At 67.0% G+C, this 26,962-nt stretch carries 25 protein-coding genes and 2 pseudogenes; 16 read left to right on the top strand and 11 right to left on the bottom strand.

Annotation, left to right across the window (positions count from 1 at the left end; translation table 11 throughout):
- Positions 1–97 precede the first annotated feature (97 nt).
- A complete protein-coding gene (locus DQP57_RS03455; RefSeq protein WP_112631651.1) occupies positions 98–922 on the top strand; it encodes an SDR family NAD(P)-dependent oxidoreductase in 825 nt (274 codons plus the stop codon).
- Here the strand turns inward: DQP57_RS03455 and DQP57_RS03450 are convergent.
- From DQP57_RS03450 to DQP57_RS03435, 4 genes and pseudogenes are all read right to left on the bottom strand, one after another.
- Positions 911–1,474 carry a carboxymuconolactone decarboxylase family protein gene (locus tag DQP57_RS03450; protein ID WP_112631650.1) on the bottom strand — a complete coding sequence of 188 codons (564 nt, stop codon included), beginning with the start codon at positions 1,472–1,474 and terminating at the stop codon, positions 911–913. The genes DQP57_RS03455 and DQP57_RS03450 overlap by 12 nt on opposite strands.
- A 48-nt stretch (positions 1,475–1,522) precedes the next feature.
- A complete protein-coding gene (locus DQP57_RS03445) occupies positions 1,523–1,918 on the bottom strand; it encodes a pyridoxamine 5'-phosphate oxidase family protein (protein WP_112631649.1) in 396 nt (131 codons plus the stop codon).
- Between the two features lie 139 nt (positions 1,919–2,057).
- Positions 2,058–2,594: pseudogene (locus tag DQP57_RS03440) on the bottom strand (PPE family protein); the annotation flags it as partial.
- Between the two features lie 38 nt (positions 2,595–2,632).
- On the bottom strand, positions 2,633–4,375 hold the full coding sequence (locus DQP57_RS03435; protein WP_112631647.1) for an N-acyl-D-amino-acid deacylase family protein: 1,743 nt from the start codon (positions 4,373–4,375) through the stop codon (positions 2,633–2,635).
- Positions 4,376–4,421: 46 nt separating this feature from the next.
- Between DQP57_RS03435 and DQP57_RS03430 the strand changes: the two are divergent.
- The 3 genes and pseudogenes from DQP57_RS03430 (at position 4,422) to DQP57_RS03420 (ending at position 6,186) form a co-directional block, all read left to right on the top strand.
- Positions 4,422–4,792: pseudogene (locus tag DQP57_RS03430) on the top strand (VOC family protein).
- 10 nt (positions 4,793–4,802) lie between these two features.
- Positions 4,803–5,321, top strand: coding sequence for a mycothiol transferase (locus DQP57_RS03425; protein ID WP_112631646.1), 519 nt, complete (start codon positions 4,803–4,805; stop codon positions 5,319–5,321).
- A 10-nt stretch (positions 5,322–5,331) separates the two neighbouring features.
- Positions 5,332–6,186, top strand: a complete 855-nt coding sequence (locus DQP57_RS03420) for a hypothetical protein (RefSeq protein WP_112631645.1) — start codon at positions 5,332–5,334, stop codon at positions 6,184–6,186.
- Between the two features lie 9 nt (positions 6,187–6,195).
- Here DQP57_RS03420 and DQP57_RS03415 read toward each other — a convergent pair whose 3' ends face one another.
- Entirely contained in the window at positions 6,196–7,935 is a 1,740-nt protein-coding gene (locus tag DQP57_RS03415; protein ID WP_112631644.1) for a cytochrome c biogenesis protein DipZ, read from the bottom strand.
- Positions 7,936–8,045: 110 nt separating this feature from the next.
- On the opposite strand from DQP57_RS03415, the gene DQP57_RS03410 reads away from it, so the two are divergent.
- From DQP57_RS03410 to DQP57_RS03400, 3 genes are all read left to right on the top strand, one after another.
- Positions 8,046–8,732, top strand: a complete 687-nt coding sequence (locus tag DQP57_RS03410) for a TetR family transcriptional regulator (RefSeq protein WP_112631643.1) — start codon at positions 8,046–8,048, stop codon at positions 8,730–8,732.
- Positions 8,733–8,804: 72 nt separating this feature from the next.
- Positions 8,805–9,353: an MmpS family transport accessory protein gene (locus DQP57_RS03405; protein WP_112631642.1), complete on the top strand. Its 549-nt coding sequence runs from the start codon at positions 8,805–8,807 to the stop codon at positions 9,351–9,353.
- Positions 9,350–12,280 carry an RND family transporter gene (locus DQP57_RS03400; protein WP_112631641.1) on the top strand — a complete coding sequence of 977 codons (2,931 nt, stop codon included), beginning with the start codon at positions 9,350–9,352 and terminating at the stop codon, positions 12,278–12,280. The genes DQP57_RS03405 and DQP57_RS03400 overlap by 4 nt, the downstream gene beginning before the upstream one ends.
- A 278-nt stretch (positions 12,281–12,558) precedes the next feature.
- Here DQP57_RS03400 and DQP57_RS03395 read toward each other — a convergent pair whose 3' ends face one another.
- The 4 genes from DQP57_RS03395 to DQP57_RS03380 form a co-directional block, all read right to left on the bottom strand.
- Positions 12,559–13,074 carry a DUF5078 domain-containing protein gene (locus tag DQP57_RS03395; protein ID WP_112631640.1) on the bottom strand — a complete coding sequence of 172 codons (516 nt, stop codon included), beginning with the start codon at positions 13,072–13,074 and terminating at the stop codon, positions 12,559–12,561.
- A gap of 79 nt (positions 13,075–13,153) precedes the next feature.
- Positions 13,154–14,065: a crotonase/enoyl-CoA hydratase family protein gene (locus DQP57_RS03390; RefSeq protein WP_112631639.1), complete on the bottom strand. Its 912-nt coding sequence runs from the start codon at positions 14,063–14,065 to the stop codon at positions 13,154–13,156.
- Between the two features lie 7 nt (positions 14,066–14,072).
- Positions 14,073–14,384, bottom strand: a complete 312-nt coding sequence (locus DQP57_RS03385; protein WP_112631638.1) for a hypothetical protein — start codon at positions 14,382–14,384, stop codon at positions 14,073–14,075.
- 10 nt (positions 14,385–14,394) lie between these two features.
- On the bottom strand, positions 14,395–16,437 hold the full coding sequence (locus DQP57_RS03380; protein WP_165821741.1) for a prolyl oligopeptidase family serine peptidase: 2,043 nt from the start codon (positions 16,435–16,437) through the stop codon (positions 14,395–14,397).
- A gap of 66 nt (positions 16,438–16,503) precedes the next feature.
- Here DQP57_RS03380 and exaC point away from each other — a divergent pair, with 66 nt between their 5' ends.
- The 6 genes from exaC to DQP57_RS03350 are packed head-to-tail and all read left to right on the top strand — an operon-like array spanning position 16,504 to position 21,117.
- Positions 16,504–18,027, top strand: coding sequence for an acetaldehyde dehydrogenase ExaC (gene exaC / locus DQP57_RS03375; RefSeq protein ID WP_112631636.1), 1,524 nt, complete (start codon positions 16,504–16,506; stop codon positions 18,025–18,027).
- Positions 18,027–18,512: a DUF779 domain-containing protein gene (locus DQP57_RS03370; protein WP_112631635.1), complete on the top strand. Its 486-nt coding sequence runs from the start codon at positions 18,027–18,029 to the stop codon at positions 18,510–18,512. Before exaC ends, DQP57_RS03370 begins: the two co-directional genes overlap by 1 nt.
- 19 nt (positions 18,513–18,531) lie before the next feature.
- A complete protein-coding gene (locus DQP57_RS03365) occupies positions 18,532–18,810 on the top strand; it encodes a putative holin (protein WP_205869020.1) in 279 nt (92 codons plus the stop codon).
- Positions 18,803–19,378 carry a hypothetical protein gene (locus DQP57_RS03360; protein WP_112631634.1) on the top strand — a complete coding sequence of 192 codons (576 nt, stop codon included), beginning with the start codon at positions 18,803–18,805 and terminating at the stop codon, positions 19,376–19,378. The genes DQP57_RS03365 and DQP57_RS03360 overlap by 8 nt, the downstream gene beginning before the upstream one ends.
- 49 nt (positions 19,379–19,427) lie before the next feature.
- The gene (lpdA, locus tag DQP57_RS03355; protein WP_112631633.1) at positions 19,428–20,825 is read left to right on the top strand and encodes a dihydrolipoyl dehydrogenase; all 1,398 of its coding nucleotides are present in this window, start codon (positions 19,428–19,430) and stop codon (positions 20,823–20,825) included.
- A gap of 10 nt (positions 20,826–20,835) precedes the next feature.
- Positions 20,836–21,117 (top strand): hypothetical protein, encoded by a 282-nt coding sequence (locus DQP57_RS03350; RefSeq protein WP_112631632.1) that lies wholly within the window; start codon positions 20,836–20,838, stop codon positions 21,115–21,117.
- Here the strand turns inward: DQP57_RS03350 and DQP57_RS03345 are convergent, their stop codons facing one another.
- Together DQP57_RS03345 and ramB are read right to left on the bottom strand one after the other, a co-directional pair.
- On the bottom strand, positions 21,118–21,678 hold the full coding sequence (locus tag DQP57_RS03345) for a carboxymuconolactone decarboxylase family protein (RefSeq protein ID WP_112631631.1): 561 nt from the start codon (positions 21,676–21,678) through the stop codon (positions 21,118–21,120).
- Positions 21,679–21,748: 70 nt separating this feature from the next.
- Positions 21,749–23,173: an acetate metabolism transcriptional regulator RamB gene (ramB, locus tag DQP57_RS03340; protein WP_112631630.1), complete on the bottom strand. Its 1,425-nt coding sequence runs from the start codon at positions 23,171–23,173 to the stop codon at positions 21,749–21,751.
- Between the two features lie 160 nt (positions 23,174–23,333).
- Between ramB and DQP57_RS03335 the strand changes: the two genes are divergently transcribed.
- From DQP57_RS03335 to DQP57_RS03325, 3 genes are all read left to right on the top strand, one after another.
- Positions 23,334–24,128 (top strand): acyl-[acyl-carrier-protein] thioesterase, encoded by a 795-nt coding sequence (locus DQP57_RS03335; protein WP_112631735.1) that lies wholly within the window; start codon positions 23,334–23,336, stop codon positions 24,126–24,128.
- Between the two features lie 267 nt (positions 24,129–24,395).
- Complete coding sequence (gene aceA, locus DQP57_RS03330) at positions 24,396–25,682, top strand: isocitrate lyase (RefSeq protein WP_112631629.1); 1,287 nt, start codon at positions 24,396–24,398, stop codon at positions 25,680–25,682.
- A gap of 352 nt (positions 25,683–26,034) precedes the next feature.
- A complete protein-coding gene (locus tag DQP57_RS03325; protein ID WP_112631628.1) occupies positions 26,035–26,898 on the top strand; it encodes a 3-hydroxybutyryl-CoA dehydrogenase in 864 nt (287 codons plus the stop codon).
- The last annotated feature ends 64 nt before the right edge of the window (positions 26,899–26,962 follow it).

The following is a 26,962-nucleotide window of genomic DNA, read 5'->3' as shown; positions in this document are numbered from 1 at the left end:
GTGCGAAGCTAGCCGCACGTTCGACGGCGAGCGTGCGGCCAGTTTCACGTTCGGCGGCGGTGAGCGCTCCGAACCCGCGGCGCTCTAGGGTGAACGCGTGGCCCTTCCGACTCCCTCACCCGCCAGCACCGCCGTCGTCACCGGCGCATCATCGGGCATCGGCGCCGACATCGCGCGCGAATTGGCCGACCGCGGGCACGGCGTGACACTGGTCGCCCGCCGGGAGGACCGGCTGCGCGAGCTGGCCGACGAACTCGCCGGCCGGGTGCGCGTCGAGGTGATCGCCTGCGACGTCGCCGATTCCGCCGCCCGCGCCGGCCTTCTCGACGAGATGGGACGCCGCGGCCTGACCGCCGACATCCTGGTCAACAACGCCGGCATGGGCACCATGGGTTCGGTCACCAAGACGCCCGTCGACGCCGAGATCGCGCAGGTGCGGGTCAACGTCGAGGCCGTCATCGACCTGTCGACCCGCGCGGTCCAGCAGATGGTGCCGCGCGGGCGCGGCGCGATCCTCAACATCGGCTCGACCGCGGGCTACCAACCCTTTCCGGGGCAGGTCGGCTACGCGGCCACCAAGGCGTTCGTCAACAACTACACCCAGGGGCTGCGCGGTGAACTCGCCGGCACCGGCGTCACCGTCGCGCTGCTGTGCCCGGGCCCGGTGCGCACCGAGTTTGTGCAGAGCGCCGGCATGGACGAGCGGGACTTCGCCGACGCGTTCCCGAAGTTCAGGTGGAAGCCGTCGCGCGAGGTGGCGCGCGCCGGAGTCGACGCGCTCGAGCACGACCGCGGAACGGTGATCCCCGGGCTGCCGAGCCAAGTCAGCACCCGCGTGTTTCAGTTCATGCCGCGGCGAATCCTTTTGCCGCTATTGAAGAATCAGCATCCGAGCCTGCGCAGGGACCGCTCAGCGCGCTGACCCAGGCCAGGGCCGCATCCAGCCCTCCACCGGAAGCGCGAGCGCATTGCACAGCGTGCAGATCGTGCGATACCAGCCGACGGCCGTGAGCAATTCGATGCGCTGCTCGTCGTCGAGGTCACGGCCCAGCGCGGTCCACGTCGCCTCCGACCACGAGCCCGTGCGTTCGAGTTCGTCCACCGCCTCGATCAGCGTCCGCTCCGCAACGCTCCACCGCGGGTCGTCCGGTCCGCCGGTGACCAGCGCGTCGCACTCGTCGTCGCTGACCCCCGCGATCGGACCCCAGAACGCCGCCTGCCCGCCCCACTCGTATGCGCAGCCGACCAGCGCGCAGATCCGCAAGATGGCGATGGTCCGCGTGCGGGCGGGCAAAAGCGCCGCGACATAAAGGGATTCGCCGAGCTTGCGCAGCCGCGAGGCCAGCGCCGGATGGCGCTGCAGGCAACGCACCAACAGCAGCGGCTCATAGGTGCGGTCGGGGTGACCCCAGCTGTTGATGCCAGTGGCATCTTCTTCGCTCCAGGGCGGAGCGAGCGGTGCGACGCGGCTCACGGATGAGACTGTACGGGCCTGGCCTGACGGCCGCGCTTGCGATCGCCGCTAGGCCGGCAGCGAGAACACCACGCAGTCGTGCAGGCAGCCCTTGGCCGCGTCCGGCGAGTCGGCGTCGCGGTGCAGCAACGCGCGGGTGGGGATCACGGCCAGGCGGGCGGTCTCCTCGCGGGCGTCGGTCACCTGGGCGTTGCCGTCGACGATCAGCGAGTAGCCGCCCGGCTCGGCGGGCGGCCACAGCAGGGTCACGTCGGCGCGCCGGGCGAGGTTGTTGCGGGTCCGGCCGCCGATGAGTCCGACGTCGAGAGTGGCGTCCTCGAGCCGCGGTTCGACCGTCACGGTGTGCACGCGGTACGCGTCGTCGACCGTGATCAGGTACGCGTACGGGTAGTCGGCCAACGCATCGGCCAGCGCCTTGAGGTCGACCTTCTTCTTGGTCCGCATGATCTTCCAGGATAGGCGCGGCTGCCGCGCGCTACTGCGGCGCCGAGGGCCGCAAGAACCCGGCGATGCGTGAGGTGTAGCCGCGGGCGACGGCGCCGGAGCTGGCCGGGCGCGTCACGGCGGTGCTGGTGTTGGAGAAGCCGAGGTTTTGCAGCACCTGATTCCAGGGCGGCAGCTTGGCCACGGCCGCCGACGCGTCGGCGTGGTAGCCGAACATCGCCGCCACGTCCGAGGCCCACATCTGCTCGTAGGCGGCCTCGATGTCGGCGATGGCCGCGGTGCTCTGGCCGAGGTGGTTATTGGCCGCCAATGCGCGCACCAGGGCGCGGTTGGCCGCCACGACGGCCGGCTGCACGGTGGCCGCCAGCGCCACCTCGAATGCGGTCGCGATGGCCGACGCCTGGTGTGACACCTCTTCGGCCTGGGCGGCCGCCGCAGACAGCCAGCTCACGTACTGGCTGGCGACCGACATCATCGCCGTCGACGACGCGCCTTGCCACGACCCGCTGGCGAGATCTGACGTCACCGAAGAAAATGACGATGCCGACGATGCCAACTCTTCGGCCAGCCCGTCCCACGCCGCCGCGGCAGCAAGCAGCGGCCCGGGACCAGGACCGGAGAAAATTAGTGCCGAGTTGACTTCTGGCGGCAACCACGCAAAATGCGGGTTCGTCACGGACCCAACTTAGCTGGTATATGCCACTTTTGGTGGCGTTATCGCGAGGCTGCGGGGATGGGCTGGCGCCCACGGACCAACTTGCCTGGGCGGGCGTCGGTCGGAACGCCGTTTTCGGCGATCACTTGCCCGGCCACGATCGTGGCGACATACCCCTCGGCGGTCTGGTCCAGGCGCCGCCCCCCGGCGGGCAGGTCGTAGCTGATCACCGGCTTGTGCAGCCGCAACGCGGCGTGGTCGATGACGTTGAGATCGGCCTTGTAGCCCACCGCGATTCGGCCGCGATCACCCAGCCCGGCGACGCGGGCCGGCACCGACGTGAGCTCGCGAACCGCCTCGGGCACCGTGAACCGTCCGGTCTTGCGGTCCCGGGCCCAGTGCGTCAGGAAGTAGGTCGAGTAGCTGGCGTCGCAGATCATCCCGTAGTGCGCGCCGCCGTCGCCGAGACCGAGCACCACGTCGTCGCGGTGCAGCAGTTCGCCGACCGTGTCCAGCGAGTTGTTCTGCAGGTTGCTGGTCGCGACCAACAGCATGGCCCGGCCCTCGTCGTCGAGCAGCCGGTCGTACGCCTCCTCCATCGGGTCCACGCCGCGGGCGCGGGCGCGGGCGCCGATGCTGGTCGACGGGTCGGGCTCGTAGTCGGGGTCCTCGCCGAGCGGAAAGATCCAGTCCCACATCTGAGCCACGTACAGGATCGGATGCCCCTGGCCGGGCTTGTCGGCCAGGATGCGGGCGCGGACCTCGGGCTTGCGCATCTCGGCGACCCGCTCGGCCAGCGGCAGGTGCGCGATCTCGCGGTAGCTGGGGTAGAGGACGAACGGGTTGGCGGTCAGCTGCAGGCCGATGATCAACCCGATCGGGCGCGGCAGCAGCTGCGCGGTGACGCGGACATCGCCGCCGTCGGCGGAGCTGTTGGCCTTCTCGATCATCGTGATGGCGTCCGGCCACGACGGGTCGCCGGAGTTGGCGACGACGAGGGTGAAGGTGACCGGCAACCCGACGTCCTCGGCGACGTCGAACACCGTCTGCAGCACCGGCTGATAGCCGCCCGACGGGATGTCCGGGACGAACTGCAACAACCCGCCGCCGCCGTCCACGACGCCGCGGGCGATCTCCTCGATCTCCTCGCGGGCGGCCTCGTAACTCGGGATGGGCGAACCACTTTCGGTCTTGTGGATGGTCAGCCGCGACGACGCGAAGCCCAGCGCGCCGACCTCGATCGCCTCCTTGGCCAGCTCGCGCATCTTGGCCAGGTCGTCCTCGGTGGCCGGCTCCCGGTCGGCGCCGCGCTGGCCCATCACGTACACCCGCAGCGGCGAGTGCGGCAGATACGCCGCCACGTCGATGTCGCGCTTGCCTGACTCGAGCGCGTCCATGTATTCGGGGAACGTCTCCCACGTCCACGGCAGGCCGTCGGTCATGACGACGCCGGGAATGTCCTCGACACCGGCCATCACGTCGACGAGCACGTCGTGGTCGGACTGCCGGCAGGGCGCGAAGCCGACCCCGCAGTTGCCCATCACCACGGTCGTCACGCCGTGCGCCGAGGACGGCGTCAGGCGTTCCGACCAGATGGACTGGCCGTCGTAATGCGTGTGCAGGTCGACGAAGCCGGGCGTGACCAGCAGCCCGGTGGCGTCGATCTCCCGCGCGGTGGTCGCTCCGTTGACGTTCCCGACGGCCGCGATGACACCGTCTCGCACCGCCACGTCACCGACGAACGGCTCACCGCCCAACCCGTCGACGATGGTGCCGTTGCGGATGATGAGGTCGTAAGTCATCCAAACAATCTACGACCGTCGCGCTGACTCGTGCCAGGATCTTCCCGTGATCGATCACGTGGGCATCAACTGCGCCGACTACGCCAAATCTCAGCGGTTCTACGACGCGGTGCTGGGGACGCTGGGCTTCTCCCGGCAGCTGGATGTCGGTCGCGCCATCGGCTACGGGCGGGCGGGCAAGCCGACGTTCTGGTCTCGGGCGCGCTGGGCGGGCCCAATCGGGAAGTCCACCTGGCTTTCGAGGCGGCCGACGAGAACGCGGTGCGCGCCTTCTACGAGGTGGCCGTCGAATTGGGCGCCGAGCCGCTGCACGCGCCGCGGCTCTGGCCCGAATACCACCCCGGATACTTCGGGGCCTTCGTGCGCGATCCCGACGGCAACAACGTCGAAGCGGTCTTCCACGGGATCCTCCCGTAGTGTCGCGAACATGGCCAGCACCGACGATGCCGCCGTGTTGCAAGAGCTCCTGCGCGACGCGTTCACCCGGCTGATCGAACACGTCGACGAGATCACCGAGGGGCTGACCGACGAGGTGTCCGGCTACCGGCCGGCCCCGGACGCCAACAGCATCGCCTGGCTGCTGTGGCACAGCGCCCGGATACAGGACCTCCAGCTCGCCGATGTCGCCGCCGTCGAGCAGGTGTGGTTCCGCGACGGCTGGGTGGACCGATTCGGGCTGGACCTGCCGCGCGACGACACCGGTTACGGGCACGGGCCCGGCGACGTGGCCAAGGTGAAGGCGCCCGCTGACCTGCTGTCCGGCTACTACCACGCGGTGCACAAGCTCACCTGCGAGTACGTCGCCGGGGTGACCGCCGAGGAACTGGCCCGCGTCGTGGACACCAACTGGGATCCCCCGGTGACGGCCAGCGCGCGATTGGTGAGCATCATCGACGACTGCGCCCAGCACCTCGGTCAGGCCGCGTACGTGCGGGGGATTGCGTAGATTCGCAGGGGTGCGATTCGCGGCGACCGTGCTGTTGTGGCTCATCACCACGCTAGCGCTGGCGCTGGCGATCCCCGCGGCGTGGACGCAGCTGCATGTGGTTGACGCCGACGGCTACGCCGCGCTGGCGCAGCGCGCGGCCACCGACCCGGCCCTGCAGTCCGCCATGGCGGGCGAATTGACCGCTCGGGCAACGACTCTGGTCACCGAGCATGGCGGGGGCCGTTACCCGCTCGACACTGCCGATGTGCGCGAAGCGGCCGGCGCCTTCACCGCCGGCCCGGACTTTCCGCCGCTGTTCGCCCGGGCGAACCGGGCGGCTCACGGCTGGCTGTTCAGCGATCCGGCGGCCGCCGACAACGGCAACCAGTGGGCGGTCGACGTGGCGCCGATGCTCAGGGACCCCTCGATCCAGCCGCTGCTCAACCGACACAACGTGACGGTGCCCGCGAAAATTACTGTCCCGCTGACCGTTTCGGTGCCGCACTCGTTGCGGCAGGGACGGCTGAGCCCGTTGGCCACCTGGTGCCCCTGGGTGAGCGTGGGTGCGGCGGCGCTGTGCGGTGTCTGCGCGCTGCTCACGCTGGCCGCCGCGCGCCGCCGCGGCAAGGCGCTGAGCAGCCTGGGCGTCTCGGCGCTGCTCGTCGGTGCGGCCGGATGGGCGGGCATCGAGGTCGCCGCGCGTTACTTGAATGCCGCGCTCAACCACACCACCGGCAACGTGCGGGCGGTGGCCGAGGTGATGGCCGGGCACGCCGAAGCCGTTCTGCGCCAATGGCTCAACGTCACGTTGCTCGCCGGTGCCGCCTTGGTCGCACTCGGCGTGGTCGTTGCCATGCTGGGCAGCCTCGCGAAGAAGTCGTGAGCCCGCCGGCTAGCCGAACGTGAACGAGAACACCTGCAGGCCCTTGCTGACCTGCATCTCGAACTGATCGCGATGCGCGGTGTCGTCGGCGACGATCCGGTGCAGCGTGGGCGCCCCGCCGATCGGCGTCGTGGTGGTCTTGCCGTCCCGGGTCACGGCGATGGTGCCGGTTCCCCCGACGACGGCGTAGACGTCCTTCGCGGTGTAGTTCAGCCGGACGGCGGAGTCGTCGCCGTCGGCCGTGACCCCCTGGTCGTCGAGCGTCCAGCGACCGCGCAGGGCGAACTTGTCTTCGGCCAGGTTCGGTGGGTAGCTCAGCGTGGCGGGTCCCTGCTTGTAATCCCCTGTGCCGCCGTAGTTTCCGGATTTGCCGACACCCAGGTAGGTCTCGGGTGTGAGCCTGGTCTGCGGGGTCATGTCGGCGGAGTTCGCCGGTGCGGGCAACCGGGCACCGGGGTGGGCGTCGACGAGCAGCGTGCGGATCAGCTTCACGGTGCCGTCGTAGTCGCCCTCGCCGAACTTGGTATGCCGCACTTGCCCGTTCGCGTCGATCAGGTACTCGGCGGGCCAGTACAGGTTCTGGAAGTTGTTCCATGTCGCGTAGTCGTTGTCCAGCGCGATGGGATAGGTGATGTGCAGGTCCGCGGCGCCGCTGGCCACATTGGCGGGCACCCGCTCGAAGGCGTACTCGGGGGTGTGCACCCCGATGACGAGGAGCCCGTTGTCGCGGTACCGGTTGTACCAGTCGATCACGTGCGGTATGGCGCGCTGGCAATTGATGCACGAGTAGGCCCAGAAGTCGATCAGAATCACCTTGCCGCGCACCGATTCCGGGTCCAGCGGTTTGCCGTCGGGGGTGTTGAGCCACCCGGTGACGCCGGTGAGGGCCGGGGCCGGTCCGCACTGCTGCAGTTCGGCGGAACCGCTCGAACAGTCGCTCAGCGCGCCGTCGATGGTGGTGCCGGGGTGGCTCAGCTGCAGCCCGCCCTGGGTCGAGGGCTGCGCGGGGGCCGGGCCCAGGCTGCGCTCGATATCGTTGGCGCCCAACCTGTTCTGCATGGCCGTCGTGTAGTCGGGCACGGCGCGCTGCAGCATCGCCGGCAGGTTGAACACCAGCGCCACGGCCAGCACGATCATCGCGATCCCGCCGGCGATCTGAATTGCGCGCTGCCGTCGGCGGAACGCGGCCACTCGATCGGCGGCGCGCCGCCCGGCCAACGCGAAGGCCAGCAGCGGCAGCGCGTTGCCGAGGGCGAAGGTCGCGGTCAAGACCAGTGCGCCGGGGCCGATCGACGAGGTGCCGCCGGCCACCACGATGGCGGCCAGCACCGGCCCCGCGCACGGCACATACAGGGCACCCAGCGTCAGTCCTAACCCGAAACCATCTGTCCCGGAACCGATTTGGCGTTGCGGAAAATACGCGAACGGCCGCTCGAGCAGGTGCTGGACGGGCGGGAAGATCAGCCCCACGCCGATCAGTATCAGCACCACCAATGCGGCCCACCGGATCGCGTCCTGCGGCAGGTGCAGCGCCGTCAGCAGCGCGGAACCGATCAACGTGGCCAGGCTGAAGCTGCAGACCAGGCCCGCGATCACCAGGTAGGGCCGGGCCGCGGACCTCACGCCGCGCGCGCCGGCTCGTCCGCTGTCCATGCCGGACAACAGCACGACCGGAAGCACCGGCAGGATGCACGGCGAGATACCGGTGATCAGGCCGCCGAGAAACCCGATCAGGGCGATGGTCTGCACGGGCTATTCGAGACGCCGGGTGATGAGCATGGCTACACCTTTACCTGTTTTGGCGCCCGGCTGTGACCCGCGCACAAATCACGGGACGTGCGTTATGCAAATCACACAACGTGCGTTACGCTCAGCCGGTGGCGCAACTAACATTCCAGCGCGCCCGCACCGAGGAAAAGAAGCGTCAACGTGCGGAGGCCCTCGTGGAAGCCGCACGCTCGCTGGCGCTCGAGGCCGGTGTCGCCTCGGTCACGCTGACAGCCGTCGCCAACCGGGCCGGCATTCATTACTCCGCCGTCCGCCGCTACTTCACCTCGCACAAGGAAGTCCTGCTGCGTCTGTCCGCGGAGGGGTGGGTGCGCTGGTCGACCACGGTGTCGGAGAAGCTGGCGGAGCCGGGCCCCAAGTCGCCGTCGCTAATCGCCGAGACACTGGCCAATGCCCTGGCTGAGGACCCGCTGTTTTGCGACCTGCTGGCCAACCTGCACCTGCACCTCGAACACGAGGTGGACGCTGACCGGGTGATCGAGGTCAAACGGATCAGAACCGCCGCCACGCTGTCGCTCGCCGACTCGATCGAGTGCGCACTGCCGGCGCTTGGGCGTCCGGGATCGCTGGACATCTTGCTGGCCGCGTACTCGCTGGCGGCCACGCTGTGGCAGGTCGCCAACCCGCCGGAGCGCCTCAACGATGCCTATGCCGAGCAGCCGGGAGTGGTCCCCCCGGAGTGGAACCTGGATTTTGCAGCCGCCCTCACTCGCTTGCTGACCGCCACGTGCGTCGGGCTCATCTCGGGGTCGCAATGAACGCAGAGGGGAGGCCGGGGGCTGTGGCTTGGCGGACTGCAACGGTGAATACGGGGAGGACTTGGAGCGCTTATGAGGACGATTGAGCCGACGACGGAGCCGCTTATGACGCAGGGCTCCGCGGGTAGGGAGGGCAACGAGGTCGCTCCGCGGCGCGCTGGGAAAAAGGGGCTCTTGGCGCGTTTCTGGCTGGTACTCACGATCGCCGCTGTAATCGCGCTGTCGGGATTCGTCGTGTACCGGCTGCACGGCGTCTTCGGCGTTCACAAGGGTTCGTTCGGTGGTGGCACCTCGGGCGAGGTCCTCGACGAGTTCAACGCCAAGACCATCACGCTTCAGGTCTGGGGCCCACCGGGCAGCACGGCAACCATCAACTACCTCGACGAAAACTCCCACCCTCAGCAGGCCCTCAACGTTCCCTTGCCCTGGAGCAAAGTATTGAGTTCGACGAAGCCCGGCATCCCGGCAAACCTCGTAGCGCAAGGAGACGGTAGTTGGATCGCGTGCCAGTTCGTGGTGAACAAACACGACGGGAGCGGTGACGTCATCAAGACTCCGAACCGATCAGATCCCAGCCAAACCGTGAACGCCTTCGTCTATTGCCTGGACAAGTCCGCATGAGCGAGCCGGGCGAGGTTCCGCCGCGCGTCGACCAGCCGCTTATCCCGCCGTTCCTGCCGCGGATGATACATCGGCTGGCCCTGCCGATCGTCCTGGTGTGGTTGGGCATCGTGTTCGTTACCAACACCGTGGCCCCGCAGCTGGAGGTCGTCTCCAAGCATCAGGCGGTGTCGCAGAGTCCGACGGATGCGCCCTCGTTCCAATCGTTGATGCACGTCGGATCGACGTTCAAGGAATTCAACTCCGATGCCTCGGCCATGATCGTGCTGGAGGGCAACCAGCCGCTGGGGGCCGAAGCGCACCGCTACTACGACGAGATCGTCAAGCGGGTTGAGCGCGACTCCAAGCACGTTCAGCACGTCCAGGATTTCTGGAGTGATCCGCTGACCGCCGCGGGCTCCCAGAGCCACGACCAAAAGGCGGCGTATGTCCAGGTTTATCTTTCCGGCAGAATGGGCGGCAGCCTGGCCTCCGAGTCGACCGAAGCCGTGCGGAAGATTGTGGACTCGGTGCCCGCACCACCCGGGATCAAAGCCTACGTCACCGGGGCGGGTCCACTGATCGCCGATCAGTCCCACGCGGGTGAGAAAGGCATCGCAATAGTCACCATGGTAACGATCCTGGTGATCATCGTGATGCTGTTGTTCGTCTACCGGTCGGTAAGCACCGTAGTGATCATGCTGACCATGGTTTTCATCGAGTTGGCTGCGGCAAGGGGCGTCGTCGCGACGCTGGGAAATTATGGGATCATGGGGCTGTCCACCTTTGCCAACAATATGCTGGTGTTGTTGGCGATCGCTGCCAGCACCGACTACGCGATCTTTATCGTAGGCCGCTACCACGAGGCACGCGGGTTGGGCGAGACGCGTGAACAAGCGTTCTACACCATGTTTCATGGCACTGCGCATGTGGTATTGGGTTCGGGCCTGACCATCGCCGGCGCGATGTACTGCTTGAGTTTCTGCCGGTTGCCATATTTCCAAACCATGGGCGTGCCCTGCGCCGTCGGGATGCTGGTCGCGGTCTTCGCTGCGCTGACCTTGGGCCCGGCGGTGCTCACGATTGCCACTTTCTTCAAGCTGATGGACCCGAAGCGAAAGTTGCAGACGCGGGGCTGGCGCCGAATCGGGACCGCAGTTGTGCGTTGGCCGGCCCCGATCCTGGCGGTCACAATTGGGATCGCCCTCGTCGGTCTGCTCGCGCTGCCCGGGTACAAGACGGACTACGACACCCGCCACTTTCTGCCGCCGGACACTCCCGCCAACGTCGGCTACGCGGCAGCCGACCGGCACTTCGACCAGGCCCGGTTGAATCCAGAGCTGTTGATGATCGAGACCGATCACGACTTGCGTAACCCAGCTGACTTCCTGGTTCTGGAAAAGGTCGCCAAGGCGGTGTTCCACATCCCCGGCATCGGCCGAGTGCAGACCATCACCCGGCCGCTGGGCACGCCGCTCGACCACAGCACCCTCGGGTTTCAGATGAGTGCCCAGGCCGCAGGGCGGATCCAGACCCAGCACTATCAGGACGAGCAGGCGGCGAATCTGCTCAAGCAGGCGGACGAGCTCCGTAAGACGATGGCAACGCTGCATGAGCAGATGCAGGTAACCCAGGATCTCAGCAACACAACACACGAAACCACCAAGCTCACCAAAGAAACCGTGCACATCACGGAAGCGTTGCGCGACGACATCGCCAACTTCGACGACTTCCTGCGGCCGATTCGTAGCTACTTCTACTGGGAGAAGCACTGTTACGACATTCCGGTGTGCTGGGCGCTCCGGTCGGTCTTCAATGCGCTCGACGGGATCGACCAGGTGGCTGAGAACATTGTGAAGCTCAGCGCGAACCTCGACAAGCTAGATCGCATCCAGCCGAAGCTGGTGGCGCTGATACCGCCGCAGATCGAAAGCCAGCAGCGCAACCTCGACACCATCATGTCGAACTACGCGACCACCATGGGTCTCAACGAACAGGCGAGAGCGCAGTCCGACAACGCCACCGCAGAAGGCGACGCCTTCGACAGAGCGAAAAACGACGACACGTTCTACCTGCCGCCGGAGGCGTTCAAGAGCCCGGATTTCGCCCGGGGTCTCAAACAATTCATCTCGCCCGACGGGCACGCCGTCCGGCTGATCATCTCCCACGAGGGCGACCCGGCGAGTCCTGAAGGTATCAAACACATCGACCCAATCAAGCAGGCCGTGCACGAGGCGATCAAGGGCACCCCGTGGGAGGGCGCCAAGGTTTACCTGGGCGGTACCGCCGCAACGTATAAGGACATGCGCGACGGATCCAACATGGACCTGATGATCGCCGGAATCGCCGCGACCACGTTGATTTTCATCATCATGTTGGTCATCACCCGAAGCTTGGTCGCGGCGTTCGTCATAGTCGGAACCGTGTTGCTGTCACTGGGCGCATCGTTCGGGCTCTCCGTGCTGTTATGGCAGTACATCCTAGGCATCCACCTGCACTGGATGGTGCTAGCCATGGCGATCATCCTGCTGTTGGCGGTCGGGTCCGACTATAATCTGCTGCTGATATCGAGGTTCAAAGAAGAGATCCACGCCGGACTCAAGACGGGTATCATCCGCGCCGTGGCCGGTTCGGGTTCGGTGGTGACCTCAGCCGGTCTGGTGTTCGCCGCGACCATGGCGACGTTCGCGTTCAGCCCGTTGCGTGTCATGGCCCAGGTGGGCACCACGATTGCGCTGGGTCTGCTGTTCGACACGTTGATTGTGCGGTCGTTCATGACGCCGTCGCTGGCCACCTTGCTCGGGCGCTGGTTCTGGTGGCCGCAGCACGTGCGTCCACGGCCGGCCAGCACCATGCTGCGACCGTACGGGCCGCGCCGCGCCGTGCGCGAACTCATCCTCAACGACGTCGACGAGCACCCGGCGGGCGGAGTGGTACAGCCGCGCTGATCTTCACCTCACGCGAGTGTCGAGATTCCCGCCGGCGTGAAGAACTGCGGATCGGCTTGTGGGCGTGGGTAAATCACTTCGCGGCGAGAAGTGTCGATGCGGCGTCCGCCTTTATGTCGGTGCAACGCCGGCTTTACGCAGTGGCCGAAGCTCGGCGGTCGCGAGACGCACAACCCGCCACCGCAATGAAGACCAGCGGCTCGTGCGCTAATGCAGACCAGGGGGCGACGCACCGGACAACGATCGGTTGCGGGCGCCGTCAGCGCGATTGCCCGGCCTCAGCCTTGGGGCGGGTCGACCCTGCCCTTTACCGGCCCTGGCCACCCAGGTGGACCAGTCGGCTCGGCCCAGTCCCACACCGACATGTCGCCGGGCGGGTATTGGTTGCAGATATCGGTGGCCTTGGCCACCACGCCCTTGTTGTTCCAGAAGATCTTCATGTGGTTGGGCCAGGCCACCCACAGCGGGTCGGACACGGGCGCATAGAAGTTCTCGGAGTAGTTCCGGCGGTCCTGCGGGGACAGCGAGTAGAACCAGTGCGCCTTGTCGATGGTCGCCTGCTGGACGTTCGGGTGGTTGTCGAAGTCGATCATGTAGCGCTGGTAGTACACCGGGCTGGTGTCCCGGGCGGCCGCCAGAATCTGCTCGGCGTCACACGTTGTGTTGATCATCCGGCGGGGGACCGGGAAGTCCTCCGTGGAATCGGCTACCGCGGTCGACGGAAAGATCGCAGCGGTGATACCCAGAGCAAGGAACGCGGCGCCTGCACGCAGGCCAGTACTCAGCCGAGACATAGCAGTTACGGTAGCACTTTTTGTCCGGCCGGGAACAGTTCCCAGCTCACTGCCAGAATTTGGCTAGCGCATCTCAGTATCAGTCGCGATCAGGGACGATGACGTGGCTGGGATCCGGCCGCAGCTCCGGCGGGGCCTGGCTGTAGTCGCCGAACGGACCGTCGCGGCGCTCGATCGCCGCCCGCACACCGTCGGCTTCGGCGGCCTTGATGAAGGCCAGCGCGTCGGGGGTGTTGCGCATCAGGCCGTCGAGGATGCCGCCCAGCGTCTGGGTGGAGGCCAGCCCCATGTTCTCGTAGGCCTGGTTGACGATCAGCTTCTGGGCCTGCAGCTGCGACAACGGAATCTGCGCAAGCTCGGCGGCGACCTCGGCGACCCGCGCCTCCAGCCGCTCGAACGGCACGGCCTCGTTGATCAACTCGACCTCGGCGGCCTGCACGCCGGTGAGCGGGCGGCCGGTCAGCGAGTGCCACTTGGCCTTGGCCAGGCTGAGCCGGTAGAGCCACATCCCGGTCAGGTATGCCCCCCACATCCTGCTGTAGGGCGTGCCGATCACCGCGTCCTCGCTGGCGATGACGAGGTCGGCGCACAGCGCGTAGTCGCTGGCCCCGCCCACGCACCAGCCATGCACCTGGGCGATCACCGGCTTGGACGCCCGCCAGATGGCCATGAATTTCTGGGTGGGCCCGGTCTCGCGGGCGCTGACCATCGCGAAGTCCTTGCCCGGATCCCATTGCCCGTCGGTCATCATGGACTCGCCCCAGTGCTGGAAGCCGCCGCCGAAGTCGTAGCCGCCGGAAAAGGCGCGGCCCGCGCCGCGCAGCACGATGACCTTGACCGCCGGGTCGCGCTCGGCCAGGCCGATGGCGGCCTCGATCTCGTCGGGCATCGGCGGCACGATGGTGTTGAGCTGTTCCGGGCGGTTCAGCGTGATGGTGGCCACCGGGCCGGCCGTCCTGTACAGCAGCGTCTCGAAGTCACGGGTCGGCATAGCGTCCTTACGGGTCGGGCTGACGGTTTTCCGGTGAGGATGCGTAGATGCGCCCGCCGATCTTGAGATACGGCGTGGTGAGGTACGCCGAGAAGGCGATGATGGCGGCAAACACCGCCGCCGAGAGCACGCCGTTCGGCCAGAGCCGGCCCGTCCCGAACGCAAAACAGACGATGCCGATGATCGCGGTCGCCCAGTAGAACCGGCGTCCGGCGCTGCGGTGCTTGACGAACCGGTACCGCGCCTGCGCCGCTGAGGCCAGGATGAAGATCAGCCCGGTCGCCAGCAGGGTGAGTTCGATGCGTTGGATCGCTGACACATCGACGATCCTATGGCCGCGCGAGCATCTGCCATAGGAACGAGTAGGTCAGCGCGGACTTGAACGCCACCTGCTCGTTGTCCGCCGCGCCGGCATGGCCGCCCTCGATGTTCTCGTAGTAGAAGACGGTATGACCGGCCGCCTCGAGTGCGGCCGTCATCTTGCGGGCGTGCCCGGGGTGCACCCGGTCGTCGCGGGTGGAGGTGGTCATCAGCACCGGCGGGTAGCGGCGTGTCGCCGAAATGTTCTGATACGGCGAGTATTCGGAGATGAAGGCCCAGTCGTCGGGGTTGTCGGGGTCGCCGTACTCGGCGACCCAGGAGGCGCCGGCCAGCAGCAGGTGGTAGCGCTTCATGTCCAGCAGGGGCACGCTGCACACCAGCGCGCCGAACCGCTCTGGATACTGCGTGAGCATGATGCCCATCAGCAGGCCCCCGTTGCTGCCGCCCTGCGCCCCGAGCCGCTCGACGCTTGTGATGCCGCGGTCCACCAAATCCGTTGCGACGGAAGCGAAGTCCTCGGCCACCTTGTGTCGGCCCTCCCGCATCGCCTGGGTATGCCAGCCGGGGCCGTATTCGCCGCCGCCGCGAATGTTGGCCAGCACGTACGTTCCGCCGCGGGCCAGCCACAGCCGGCCCAGCACGCCGCTGTAGCCCGGCGTGTTCGACGATTCGAAGCCGCCGTAGCCATAGAGCAGGGTGGGCGCCGGTCCCTCGGAGGCCTGTGGGCCGCCGGGCCGCACCACGAAGTAGGGGATCGACGTGCCGTCCCGCGATGCGACGAAGTTCTGTGTCACCGAGATGTTTTCGGCATCGAAGAACGCCGGCGCGGACTTGATCTGCTCGAGGCGCCCGTCGTCGGTTCCGCGCATCAGCCGCGACGGCGTGTCGAATCCGCTGGAATCCAGGAAGAATTCGTCGCCGGTGTCGTCGGCGGAGACGACTACCGTGTTCGTCGCGGCGGGAATGCCGGCCACCGGCTCGCGCCGCCAGTCACCGGGCGTGACGATCTCCACGCGGCTGGCCACGTCGACCAGCGAGACGATGAGCAGCCGGTCGCGGGTCCACGCGTAGTGGTTCAGCGCGGTGTGCTCGTCGGGTTCGAACACGACCTGCAATTGCGCCGTGCCGGCGAGGAATTCCTCGTATTTCGCGGCCAGCAGCGACCCGGCGGTGTAGGTGGCCTCGCCCACCGACCAGTCGCTGCGCAGCTCGATCAACAGCCACTCGCGGTGCAGGCTCACACTGGCGTCGGTGGGCGCATCGATGCGGATCAGTTCCGACCCGCGCAGCTCGTAGACCTCCTCGTTCCAGAAGTCCAAGGCCCGGCCGATCAGGGTGCGCTCGAAACCGGGGATGCGGCTGGCGCTCGCCACCACGTTGACGTCGGAACGGGATCCCTCGAAGACCGTCTCGGCGTCGGCGAGGGGGGTGCCGCGGCGCCACCGTTTGACCACCCGCGGATAGCCGGAGTCGGTGAGCGAATCGTCGCCGAAGTCGGTGCCGACCAGCACGGTGTCCGGATCGGCCCAGCTCACCTGCGACTTGGCTTCCGGCAGATCGAATCCGTCGTCGACGAATTCCCTTGTCTCCATGTCGAATTCGCGCACGATCGAGGCGTCGGAGCCGCCGCGCGAGAGGCTGACCAACGCGCGGGTGTATTCCGGATAGATGACGCCGGCGCCGGCCCACACCCATTTCTCGCCGTCGGCCCGACCGAGTTCGTCGACGTCGATCAGCACGTCCCACTCCGGGGAGTCGGTGCGGTAGCTGTCCAGTGTGGTGCGCCGCCACAGCCCGCGGGGGTTGGCCGCGTCGCGCCAGAAGTTGTAGAGGTACTCGCCGCGGCGGACCACGTAGGGGATGCGGGCGTCGGTGTCGAGCACCTCGAGCGCCTCGATGCGCATCCGCTCGAAATTCTCGTCACGAAAGCGCGCCAGCGTCGGCTCGTTACGCGCCCGCACCCAGCCCAGCGCCTCCGCGCCGGTGACATCCTCGAGCCACAGGTACGGATCGTCATTGGTTTCGGGGCCGGCCGGTGCTTGCGACGTCATGGAAGCCATTGTGGCGTCGGCGGTAGTGTGAGGTGAATTACACAGCCGAACGAGGGGTGAGAGCAGATGACTGTTTTCGCACGTCCGGGTTCTGCCGGGGCATTGATGTCGTATGAATCCCGCTACGAGAACTTCATCGGCGGGCAGTGGGTTGCGCCGGCCAAGGGGCGTTACTTCGAGAACCCAACCCCGGTCACCGGCCAGACGTTCTGCGAGGTGGCCCGCTCCGATGAGGCCGACATCGACAAGGCGCTCGACGCCGCGCACGCCGCCGCCCCGGGGTGGGGCAAGACCGCGCCGGCGGAACGGGCCGCGATCCTGAACAAGATCGCCGACCGCATCGAGGAGCACACCGCGGCGCTGGCGGTAGCCGAGGTCTGGGACAACGGCAAGCCGATCCGCGAGGCGCTGGCCGCCGACATTCCGTTGGCCGCCGACCACTTCCGCTACTTCGCCGGGGCGCTGCGCGCGCAGGAGGGCTCGCTGAGCCAGATCGACGACGACACCGTGGCCTACCACTTTCACGAGCCGCTCGGGGTGGTCGGACAGATCATCCCGTGGAACTTCCCGATCCTGATGGGGGCCTGGAAGCTGGCGCCGGCGCTGGCGGCCGGCAACGCGGTGGTGCTCAAACCCGCTGAGCAGACACCGGTTTCGGTGCTCTACCTGATGTCGCTGATCGGCGACCTGCTGCCGCCGGGAGTGGTCAACGTGGTCAACGGGTTCGGTGCCGAGGCCGGCAAGCCGCTGGCGTCGAGCAACCGGATCGCCAAGATCGCGTTCACCGGCGAGACCACCACCGGGCGGCTGATCATGCAGTACGCCTCGCAGAACCTCATCCCGGTCACCCTGGAGCTCGGGGGCAAGAGCCCCAACATCTTCTTCTCCGACGTGATGGCCAAGGCCGACGACTACCAGGACAAGGCGCTGGAGGGCTTCACCATGTTCGCCCTGAACCAGGGCGAGGTCTGCACGTGCCCGTCGCGCAGCCTGGTTCAGGCCGACATCTACGACGAGTTCCTCGAGCTGGCCGCGATCCGCACCAAGGCCGTCCGCCAGGGCGATCCGCTGGACAGCGAGACCATGCTGGGCTCGCAGGCGTCCAACGACCAGTTGGAAAAAGTGTTGTCCTACATCGAGATCGGCAAGGACGAGGGCGCCAAGGTGATCACCGGCGGCGAACGCGCCGAGCTCGGCGGTGACCTGTCCGGCGGCTTCTACATGCAGCCCACCATCTTCAGCGGCAACAACAAGATGCGGGTGTTCCAGGAGGAGATCTTCGGGCCGGTGGTCACCGTGACGTCGTTCGCCGATTACGACGACGCCATCTCGATCGCCAACGACACCCTCTATGGGTTGGGGGCCGGGGTGTGGAGCCGCGACGGCAACACCGCGTACCGGGCCGGGCGCGACATCCAGGCCGGCCGGGTGTGGGTGAACTGCTACCACGTCTATCCCGCCCACGCGGCGTTCGGCGGCTACAAGCAGTCCGGCATCGGCCGGGAGAACCACAAGATGATGCTGGACCACTATCAGCAGACGAAGAACCTGCTGGTGTCCTACTCCGAGAAGGCGCAGGGCTTCTTCTGATGGTTTGTCCCGCCGGGGTGGCCATCACCGCCGCGGCCGCCGAGGTGCTGACGCGGCTGCAGGCCACGCACGGCCCGGTGATGTTCCACCAGTCCGGCGGCTGCTGCGACGGGTCGTCGCCGATGTGTTACCCGCTCGGCGATTTCCTGGTCGGTGACCGTGACGTGTTGCTCGGCGTCCTCGACGTCGGGACAGACGGTGTGCCGGTATGGATTTCGGGTCCGCAGTACGCCGCCCACTATCGCGACAAGCACACCCAACTGGTCATCGACGTGGTGCCGGGCCGCGGGGGCGGGTTCAGCCTGGAGGCCCCCGATGGGGTGCGGTTCCTGTCCCGCGGCCGCGTCTTCAGCGACGACGAACAGGCCGCCCTGGCCGCCGCGGCGGTGATCACCGGCGCGGATTACGAACGCGGTGAACGCCCACCGGCCCGGGGCCCGGTGGTGACCGACGCGGCGTTTCGAACCTGCGCCCCGCGCCGGTAGCCGCAGTACAGTCGAGAAAGTGATCCCCCTTCCGCGTCCCTGGGTGTTGGCCAGCGCCATGCTGATCGGCAGTGCGGTCGGACTTTTGGCGGGCGTGGCGTGCACCGTGGCGACGCACGCCGGCGTCCGCCCCGGCCTCGCCATCGCGTCGGTGGTCGGCATCCCCAGCGTCGCCGGGCTGGCGACGATCCTGTTCTCCGGGCGCCGGTGGGTCACGATGCTCGGTGCGTTCCTGCTGTCGGTGGCGCCGGGCTGGTTCGGTGTGCTCGTCGCCCTGCGGGTGACCGCCGGTGGCTGACGACAAGGACGCCTCGAGCCCCGGCACCGAGGCGTTCGTACCGGACTTCTCCGACGACGACTCCGAGCACACCGGCACCCAATCCTGGGTGCCCGATTTCGACGACGACACCGGCGAGCACCCCGCGGTGCCCGTGCCGGAGCCCGCCGCCGCACCGGCGGGCGCGACGCCCACGCCGGAGGCCGGCGAGCAGGAGCCGCCCGAGCCCGCCGGACCGGTGCAACCGATCAATGTGCCCGGCCGATATCTCTACCTCAAATGGTGGAAGCTGGCCCTGGTGCTGCTGGGCGTGTGGTCCGCGGCGGCGGTGATCGGGCTGGGGTTGTTCTCTTGGTGGTATCACTCGGCCGACAAGACCGCGGCGCTCTTCGTGGTCCTGGTCTACGTGGTGGCGTGCATCGTCGGCGGGGTGATGCTGGCGATGACCGAAGGCCGGCCGCTGGTCTCGGCGCTCTCGGTGGCAATGATGTCCGGCCCGTTCGCCGCGCTGGTCGCCGCGGCGCCCCTGTACGGCTACTACCACTGCGAACGAATGGGGCACTGTCTCGTCGGCGTCATTCCGTATTGACGGCTCGCCCGGGCGGCCGTCGGGGGCCATGGCCAACTAGGGTGGGCTCGTGACTTCTCACTATGACGTCGTCGTCCTCGGGGCCGGTCCCGGCGGATATGTCGCAGCCATTCGTGCCGCCCAGCTCGGCCTGTCCACCGCGGTGGTCGAACCGAAGTACTGGGGCGGCGTCTGCCTCAACGTCGGGTGCATCCCGTCCAAGGCGCTGCTGCGCAACGCCGAACTCGCCCACATCTTCACCAAAGAGGCCAAGACGTTCGGAATCAGCGGCGAGGCGACCTTCGACTACGGCGCCGCTTTTGACCGCAGCCGCAAAGTGGCCGAGGGCCGCGTCGCCGGCGTGCACTTCCTGATGAAGAAGAACAAGATCACCGAAATCCATGGCTACGGCCGCTTTACCGACGCCAACACGATCTCGGTCGAGCTCAACGAGGGCGGCACGGAGACCGTCACGTTCGACAACGCCATCATCGCCACCGGCAGCAGCACCCGCCTGGTCCCCGGCACGTCACTGTCGGTCAACGTGGTCACCTACGAGGAACTGATCCTGTCCCGGGAGCTGCCGGAGTCGATCATCATCGCCGGCTGCGGGGCGATCGGCATGGAGTTCGGCTACGTGCTGCGCAACTACGGCGTCGACGTGACCGTCGTCGAGTTCCTGGCGCGCGCCCTGCCGAACGAGGACGCCGAGGTCTCCAAGGAAGTCGAGAGGCAGTTCAAGAAGCTGGGCGTCAAGATCCTGACCAACACCAAAGTCGAGTCCATCTCAGACAACGGGTCCGAGGTGACCGTGGTGGTCAGCAAGGACGGGAACTCACAGGAACTCAAAGCCGCAAAAGTGTTGCAGGCCATCGGTTTTGCACCCAACGTCGAGGGGTTCGGCCTCGAGGCGGCCGGCGTCGCGCTGACCGACCGCAAGGCCATCGGGATCACCGACTACATGCGCACCAACATCGAGCACATCTACGCCATCGGCGACGTCACCGGAAAGCTGCAGCTGGCCCACGTCGCCGAGGCCCAGGGCGTGGTGGCTGCCGAAACCATCGCCGGCGCAGAAACTTTGGCGCTCGGTGACTACCGGATGATGCCGCGCGCGACGTTCTGCCAGCCCAACGTCGCCAGCTTCGGGCTCACCGAGGAGCAGGCCCGCGACGAAGGCCACGACGTGGTGGTGGCGAAGTTCCCGTTCACCGCCAACGGCAAGGCCCACGGCGTGGGCGACCCCAGCGGGTTCGTCAAGCTGATCGCCGACGCGAAATACGGTGAGCTGCTTGGCGGACACCTGGTGGGCCACGATGTCTCCGAACTGCTTCCGGAGCTGACGTTGGCCCAGAAGTGGGACCTGACCGCCACCGAGCTCGCCCGCAACGTGCACACCCATCCGACCATGTCCGAGGCGCTGCAGGAATGCTTCCACGGCCTGACCGGGCACATGATCAATTTCTGAGCCACGAGATATGCGCACCGTCGTCCGTCCTGATGCCGTCGCGGGTGCCGCCGGTGGCCTGGCGACCGGTTATGTCCTGTGGCTGCTGGCCATTTCGAACGGCGACAACTCGACCGCGGGCCAGTGGGGCCCCCTGGTGTTGCTGGCATCGGTGGTGCTGGGGATCGTCGCCGCGCTCTGGGGATTGCGGCAGCGCCGGCGTGGCAAGCGGCCGTGGGCGGCGTTCGCGTTCGCGCTGCCGGTGCTTCCCGTGATACTGACGCTGGCCATCCTCGCCGACGTCTACCTGTAGCTAGCGCGGATGGTCCAGCGGAATCTCGAGCGCTGACATGGTCGCGGCCAGGCCATCGTATTGGCTTGCCAGCAAACAGAATTCGATCAGCTGCCGCCGATCCAGATGGGTGGCCAGCGCCCGCCAGGTCTCGGCGGTGACGGTCCGGTCCTTGACGAACTCATCCGTCGCAGCCAGCAGCGCCTGCTGACGCACGGTCAGGCGGGCGTCGACCGGGTCCAGCTGCTGCGGCCATGCGAAGATCGCGGCCTGCAGCTCGGCGTCCAGGCCGGCCGCCCGCGCCATCCGGCGATGGTGCTGCAACTCGTATTCGCAGGTGCGCAGGTGCGCGACCCGCAGGATCACCAGTTCGGTGTCGATGGTCGGAAGCTTGCCGCGCAGCAGCCGGCCCCCGTAGGCCAACCAGGTCCAGAACAGCAGGCGGCGCTGACCCAGGGTGGTGAACAGGTGCATCTCCGGTGCCCGCACGGTGCGCGCACCGAGCTTGGCGATCACCCAGTTGATGGGCCCGAGTTCGCGCAGCCGCCCCGGCGGGATGCGGCCGTCCGACACGGCGTTCATGCGCCGCTCTCCCCCGCAAGCGGGAGGTGCCCCCGCCTCATCGCTTCGCTCTGCATCGTCGTCGGCGGGTTCACGGTTGGGTCACCAGATAGGGGGACACCGTGCTGCGGTGCTCGTCGAGATCCAGTGCGCGGCCGAGCGCGGGGAATGCGCGCTGGGGGCAGTTGTCGCGTTCGCAGACCCGACAGCCCGCGCCGATGGGTGTGGCCACTGTTCCTGGTTCCCCCGAGACGTCGAGTCCCTCCGAGTAGACCAGCCGGTGAGCGTGGCGAAGCTCGCAGCCCAGGCCGATCGCGAAGGTCTTACCCGGCTGACCATACCGGGCCGCGCGCCGTTCCACGGTGCGGGCCACCCACATGTAGTTGCGGCCGTCGGGCATCTGCGCGATCTGCACCAGGATCTTGCCCGGATTGGCGAAGGTCTCGTACACATTCCACAGCGGGCAGGTGCCTCCGCTGGAGGAGAAGTGAAAACCCGTGGCGGACTGACGTTTTGACATGTTCCCGGCGCGGTCGACCCGGACGAACGAGAACGGCACGCCGCGCATCGACGGCCGCTGCAACGTCGAAAGCCGATGCGCGATGGTCTCGTAACTGATCGAGTAGAACGACGACAGCCGCTCGACGTCGTAACGGAAATTCTCCGCGACGTCGTGGAACTGGCGGTAGGGGAGCACGGTGGCCGCGGCGAAGTAGTTGGCCAGCCCCAGCCGGGCCAGGGTGTGTGACTCGTCGCTGGTGAACTTGCCCTCCTCCACCAAAGTGTCGATCAGATCGCCGAACTCGAGGTAGGCCAATTCGGCGGCCATCTTGAACACCTGCTGCCCCAACGATAGGTGGTTGCTGAATTCCAGCGTCTTGGTCGTGGGGTCGAAGCGGTGCAGCACGGTGTCGCCCAGGTCGATCCGCCGGTTGATGTGCACGCCGTGCACCTCGGTGAGCCGGCGGGTCAGCTCGCGGGCCAGATCGCCGTGGTGCAACCGCATCTTGATGGTCAGGTCCTCGGCGGCGGTGTCCAGCTCGTGCAGGTAGTTCTGCCGTTGGTAGAAGTAGTCGCGCACTTCCTCGTGCGGCATGGTGATCGACCCGCTGCCGCTGCCGTCGGAGTACCGCTCCTCGGTGGCCGCCGCGAGCTGCGCCGTGGTGATCCGGTAGCGCCGGTGCAGGTTGACCACCGCGCGGGCCAACGCGGGATGGGCGCTGACCATCTCGGCGACCTCGGTGGGGTCGACGTCGATGTCCAGGTCCCGGTCCATGGTGACCTCGCGCAGCTCGGCGACCAGCCGGGTGTCGTCCTGCGAGGAGAAGAACGTCGCATCCACCCCGAACACCTCGGTGATGCGCAGCAGCACGGCCACCGTCAGCGGGCGAACGTCGTGCTCGATCTGGTTGAGGTAGCTGGGCGAGATCTCCAGCATCTGGGCCAGCGCGGCCTGGGAGAACCCGCGTTCGTTGCGGAGCTGGCGAACGCGTGACCCGACGAACGTTTTGGACACTTCACCGAGGTTACCGGCGATGCGAAGATGCGGTTCGCAGACTTGGCATCGGTGGCAGTCGCGCCGGGATTGGTGTTCGGCGCACCCCGTTGGCATGATGCGACCGGGGCCGCAGGCCTTAGCCTGGGGTGACCACGAGGAGGAAATGGGGAGCGAGGCCGTGAGCCTGGACAAACAACTGATGCCGGTGCCCGACGGTCACCCCGACGTGTTCGACCGCGAATGGCCGCTGCGGGTGGCCGATATCGATCGCACGGGCCGGTTGCGGCTGGACGCGGCCTGCCGGCACATCCAGGACATCGGGCAGGACCAGCTGCGCGAGATGGGCTTCGAGGAGACCCACCCGCTGTGGATCGTCCGCCGCACCATGGTCGATGTGATCCGCCCGATCGAATTCCAGGACATGCTGCGGTGTCGCAGGTGGTGTTCGGGCACCTCGAACCGGTGGTGCGAGATGCGGGTCCGCATCGACGGCCGCAAGGGCGGGCTCATCGAGTCCGAAGCCTTCTGGATCAACATCAACCGCGACACCCAGATGCCCTCGCGCATCTCCGACGACTTCCTGGCCGGCCTGCACAAGACCACCTCCGTCGACCGGCTGCGGTGGAAGTCGTATCTGAAGCCGGGCAGCCGCGACGACGCGGTCGAGATCCACGAGTTTCCGGTCCGGGTCACCGACATCGACCTGTTCGACCACATGAACAACTCCGTGTACTGGAGCGTCATCGAGGACTACCTGGCCTCCCACCTGGAGCTGATGCAGTTGCCGTTGCGCATCACCATCGAGCACGAGGCGCCGGTGGCGCTGGGCGACAAGCTGGAGATCATCTCGCACGTTCACCCGGCAGGATCCACCGAACAATTCGGTCCCGGGCTGGCCGATCGCACTGTTACAACGCTCACATATGCCGTCGGTGACGAGGCGAAAGCCGTCGCCGCGATCTTTGCTCGCTAACAGGACAAGCGTCCCGGTTAAATTGCGCGTGACCTGCGGCTTTGGGGTTACTGACGGGTAGCTTCTGAAACGGTTAAGTTTGTTCGCGACTTCGCAAGCTTCGCAAAATCGGCCCGTCCCGTTGCTTAAATTGGCAACTGAAACGGGTGGACCGGCCCCTATGAGCTGTGCCATCTTCGAGTTAGCACACCAGCGAAGTTGAGCCGCTAGCTACCGCCGGTGGGGCGTCCGCAACTCAGTAGTGAAGATCGTGAAGGAGCATGCCCAATGTCTGTCGTTGGCACCCCCAAGAGCGCCGAACAGATCCAGAAGGACTGGGACACCAACCCGCGTTGGAAGGGTGTCACCCGGACCTACACGGCCGAGGACGTCGTCGCCCTGCAAGGCACCGTAGTCGAGGAGGCCACCCTGGCCCGGCGCGGCGCCGAGGTGCTGTGGGAGCAACTGCACGACCTGGAGTACATCAACGCGCTGGGCGCCCTCACCGGCAACATGGCCGTGCAGCAGGTGCGCGCCGGCCTCAAGGCCATCTACCTGTCGGGTTGGCAGGTTGCCGGTGACGCGAACCTGTCCGGCCACACCTACCCCGACCAGAGCCTGTACCCGGCCAACTCGGTGCCGCAGGTGGTGCGCCGGATCAACAACGCGCTGTTGCGCGCCGACGAGATCGCCAAGGTCGAGGGCGACACCTCGGTGGAGAACTGGCTGGCGCCGATCGTCGCCGACGGTGAGGCCGGCTTCGGTGGTGCCCTCAACGTCTACGAGCTGCAGAAGGCCATGATCGCCGCCGGTGTGGCGGGATCGCACTGGGAGGACCAGCTGGCCTCGGAGAAGAAGTGTGGTCACCTCGGTGGCAAGGTGCTGATCCCGACCCAGCAGCACATCCGGACCCTGACCTCGGCCCGCCTGGCCGCCGACGTGTGCGACGTCCCCACCGTGGTCATCGCCCGCACCGACGCCGAGGCCGCCACGCTGATCACCTCCGACGTCGACGAGCGCGACCAGCCGTTCATCACCGGTGAGCGGACCAAGGAGGGCTTCTACCGGGTCCGCAACGGCCTGGAGCCCTGCATCGCGCGGGCCAAGGCCTACGCTCCGTTCTCCGACCTGATCTGGATGGAGACCGGCACCCCGGACCTCGAGCTGGCCGCCAAGTTCGCCGAGGGCGTCAAGTCCGAGTTCCCCGACCAGATGTTGGCGTACAACTGCTCGCCGTCGTTCAACTGGAAGAAGCACCTCGATGATTCCACCATCGCGAAGTTCCAAAAGGAGCTTGGCGCAATGGGATTCAAGTTCCAGTTCATCACGCTGGCCGGCTTCCACGCCCTGAACTACTCGATGTTCGATCTGGCCTACGGCTACGCCCGCAACCAGATGAGCGCGTACGTCGAGCTGCAGGAGCGCGAGTTCGCCGCCGAGGAGCGCGGTTACACCGCCACCAAGCACCAGCGCGAGGTGGGTGCCGGTTACTTCGACCGCATCGCCACCACGGTGGACCCGACCTCGTCGACCACCGCGCTGACCGGCTCCACCGAAGAGGGCCAGTTTCACTGAGGACGAGCGGGCTTTGGCCCGCGAGGACGAGGTGAAACCGAGGGTTGCGTCACTGAGGACGAGCGGGCTTTGGCCCGCGAGGACGAGGTGAAACCGAGGGTTGCGTCACTGAGGACGACCGGGCTTTGGCCCGCGAGGACGAGGTGAAACCGAGGGTTGCGTCACTGAGGACGAGCGGGCTTTGGCCCGCGTGGACGAGGTGAAACCGACGGGTTGCGTCACTGAGCCCTCGGCGCAAGCCGCGCCCCGAAATTGAGATGAAGTAGCGTAGGCCCCGCCCAGCTGATCCTGGGCGGGGCCTATTGCGGTGCAAGACGATACGGGTTACCGGAGAGAACCGGAGAGAGATCAAGTGAGTGACGCAACGATTCAGCGCGTAGGGGTTGTCGGGGCCGGCCAGATGGGATCCGGCATCGCCGAGGTCTCGGTCCGCGCCGGTGTCGACGTGACCGTGTTCGAGACCACCGAGGCCCTCATCACGGCCGGCCGCAACCGCATCATCAAGTCGCTGGAACGGGGCGTCAGCGCCGGCAAGGTGACCGAGCGCGAGCGCGACCGGGCATTGAGCAAGCTCACCTTCACCACGGACTTGGCGGACCTCGCGGACCGCCAACTGGTCATCGAAGCGATCATCGAAGACGACGCCATCAAGGCGCAGGTGTTCGCCGAGCTCGACCGGGTCATCACCGATCCCGACGCGGTGCTGGCCTCCAACACCTCCAGCATCCCGATCATGAAGATCGCCGCGGCCACCAAGAACCCGCAACGCGTGCTGGGTCTGCACTTCTTCAACCCGGTTCCGGTGCTGCCGCTGGTCGAGTTGGTCAGCACGTTGGTCACCGACGACGCCGCCGCCGCGCGCACCGAGGAATTCGCGAGCGCGGTTCTGGGCAAGCAGGTGGTGCGTTGCTCCGACCGGTCCGGCTTCGTGGTGAACGCGCTGCTGGTGCCGTACCTGTTGTCGGCAATCCGCATGGTGGAAGCCGGTTTTGCCACGGTCGAAGACGTCGACAAGGCGGTGGTGGCCGGGTTGTCGCACCCGATGGGCCCGCTGCGGCTGTCCGACCTCGTCGGTCTGGACACCTTGAAGCTGATCGCGGACAAGATGTTCGAGGAGTTCAAGGAACCGCACTACGCGCCGCCACCGCTGTTGCTGCGCATGGTGGAGGCGGGCCGGCTCGGCAAAAAGACGGGCCAGGGCTTCTACTCCTACTGAGCTGCCATCGACTTCGGCGACGCGCCCCGACCGGCCGCCGTGCCGTCGGTTAGTATGCTCGCGA

This window comes from Mycobacterium colombiense, assembly GCF_003284935.1.
Classification (GTDB): domain Bacteria; phylum Actinomycetota; class Actinomycetes; order Mycobacteriales; family Mycobacteriaceae; genus Mycobacterium; species Mycobacterium arosiense_A.
This window is presented reverse-complemented; position numbering and strand designations above follow the sequence as displayed.

What these genes read in the sequence shown, in the direction of transcription:
- DQP57_RS03370 (WP_112631635.1), top strand. Translation starts at nt 18,027, where the DNA reads ATGGTTTGTCCCGCCGGGGTGGCCATCACCGCCGCGGCCGCCGAGGTG.
- DQP57_RS03345 (WP_112631631.1), bottom strand. Translation starts at nt 21,678, where the DNA reads ATGAACGCCGTGTCGGACGGCCGCATCCCGCCGGGGCGGCTGCGCGAA.
- DQP57_RS03405 (WP_112631642.1), top strand. Translation starts at nt 8,805, where the DNA reads ATGAGGACGATTGAGCCGACGACGGAGCCGCTTATGACGCAGGGCTCC.
- DQP57_RS03350 (WP_112631632.1), top strand. Translation starts at nt 20,836, where the DNA reads ATGCGCACCGTCGTCCGTCCTGATGCCGTCGCGGGTGCCGCCGGTGGC.
- aceA (WP_112631629.1), top strand. Translation starts at nt 24,396, where the DNA reads ATGTCTGTCGTTGGCACCCCCAAGAGCGCCGAACAGATCCAGAAGGAC.
- DQP57_RS03390 (WP_112631639.1), bottom strand. Translation starts at nt 14,065, where the DNA reads ATGCCGACCCGTGACTTCGAGACGCTGCTGTACAGGACGGCCGGCCCG.
- DQP57_RS03400 (WP_112631641.1), top strand. Translation starts at nt 9,350, where the DNA reads ATGAGCGAGCCGGGCGAGGTTCCGCCGCGCGTCGACCAGCCGCTTATC.
- DQP57_RS03435 (WP_112631647.1), bottom strand. Translation starts at nt 4,375, where the DNA reads ATGACTTACGACCTCATCATCCGCAACGGCACCATCGTCGACGGGTTG.
- DQP57_RS03395 (WP_112631640.1), bottom strand. Translation starts at nt 13,074, where the DNA reads ATGTCTCGGCTGAGTACTGGCCTGCGTGCAGGCGCCGCGTTCCTTGCT.
- exaC (WP_112631636.1), top strand. Translation starts at nt 16,504, where the DNA reads ATGACTGTTTTCGCACGTCCGGGTTCTGCCGGGGCATTGATGTCGTAT.
- DQP57_RS03425 (WP_112631646.1), top strand. Translation starts at nt 4,803, where the DNA reads ATGGCCAGCACCGACGATGCCGCCGTGTTGCAAGAGCTCCTGCGCGAC.
- DQP57_RS03445 (WP_112631649.1), bottom strand. Translation starts at nt 1,918, where the DNA reads ATGCGGACCAAGAAGAAGGTCGACCTCAAGGCGCTGGCCGATGCGTTG.
- DQP57_RS03380 (WP_165821741.1), bottom strand. Translation starts at nt 16,437, where the DNA reads ATGACGTCGCAAGCACCGGCCGGCCCCGAAACCAATGACGATCCGTAC.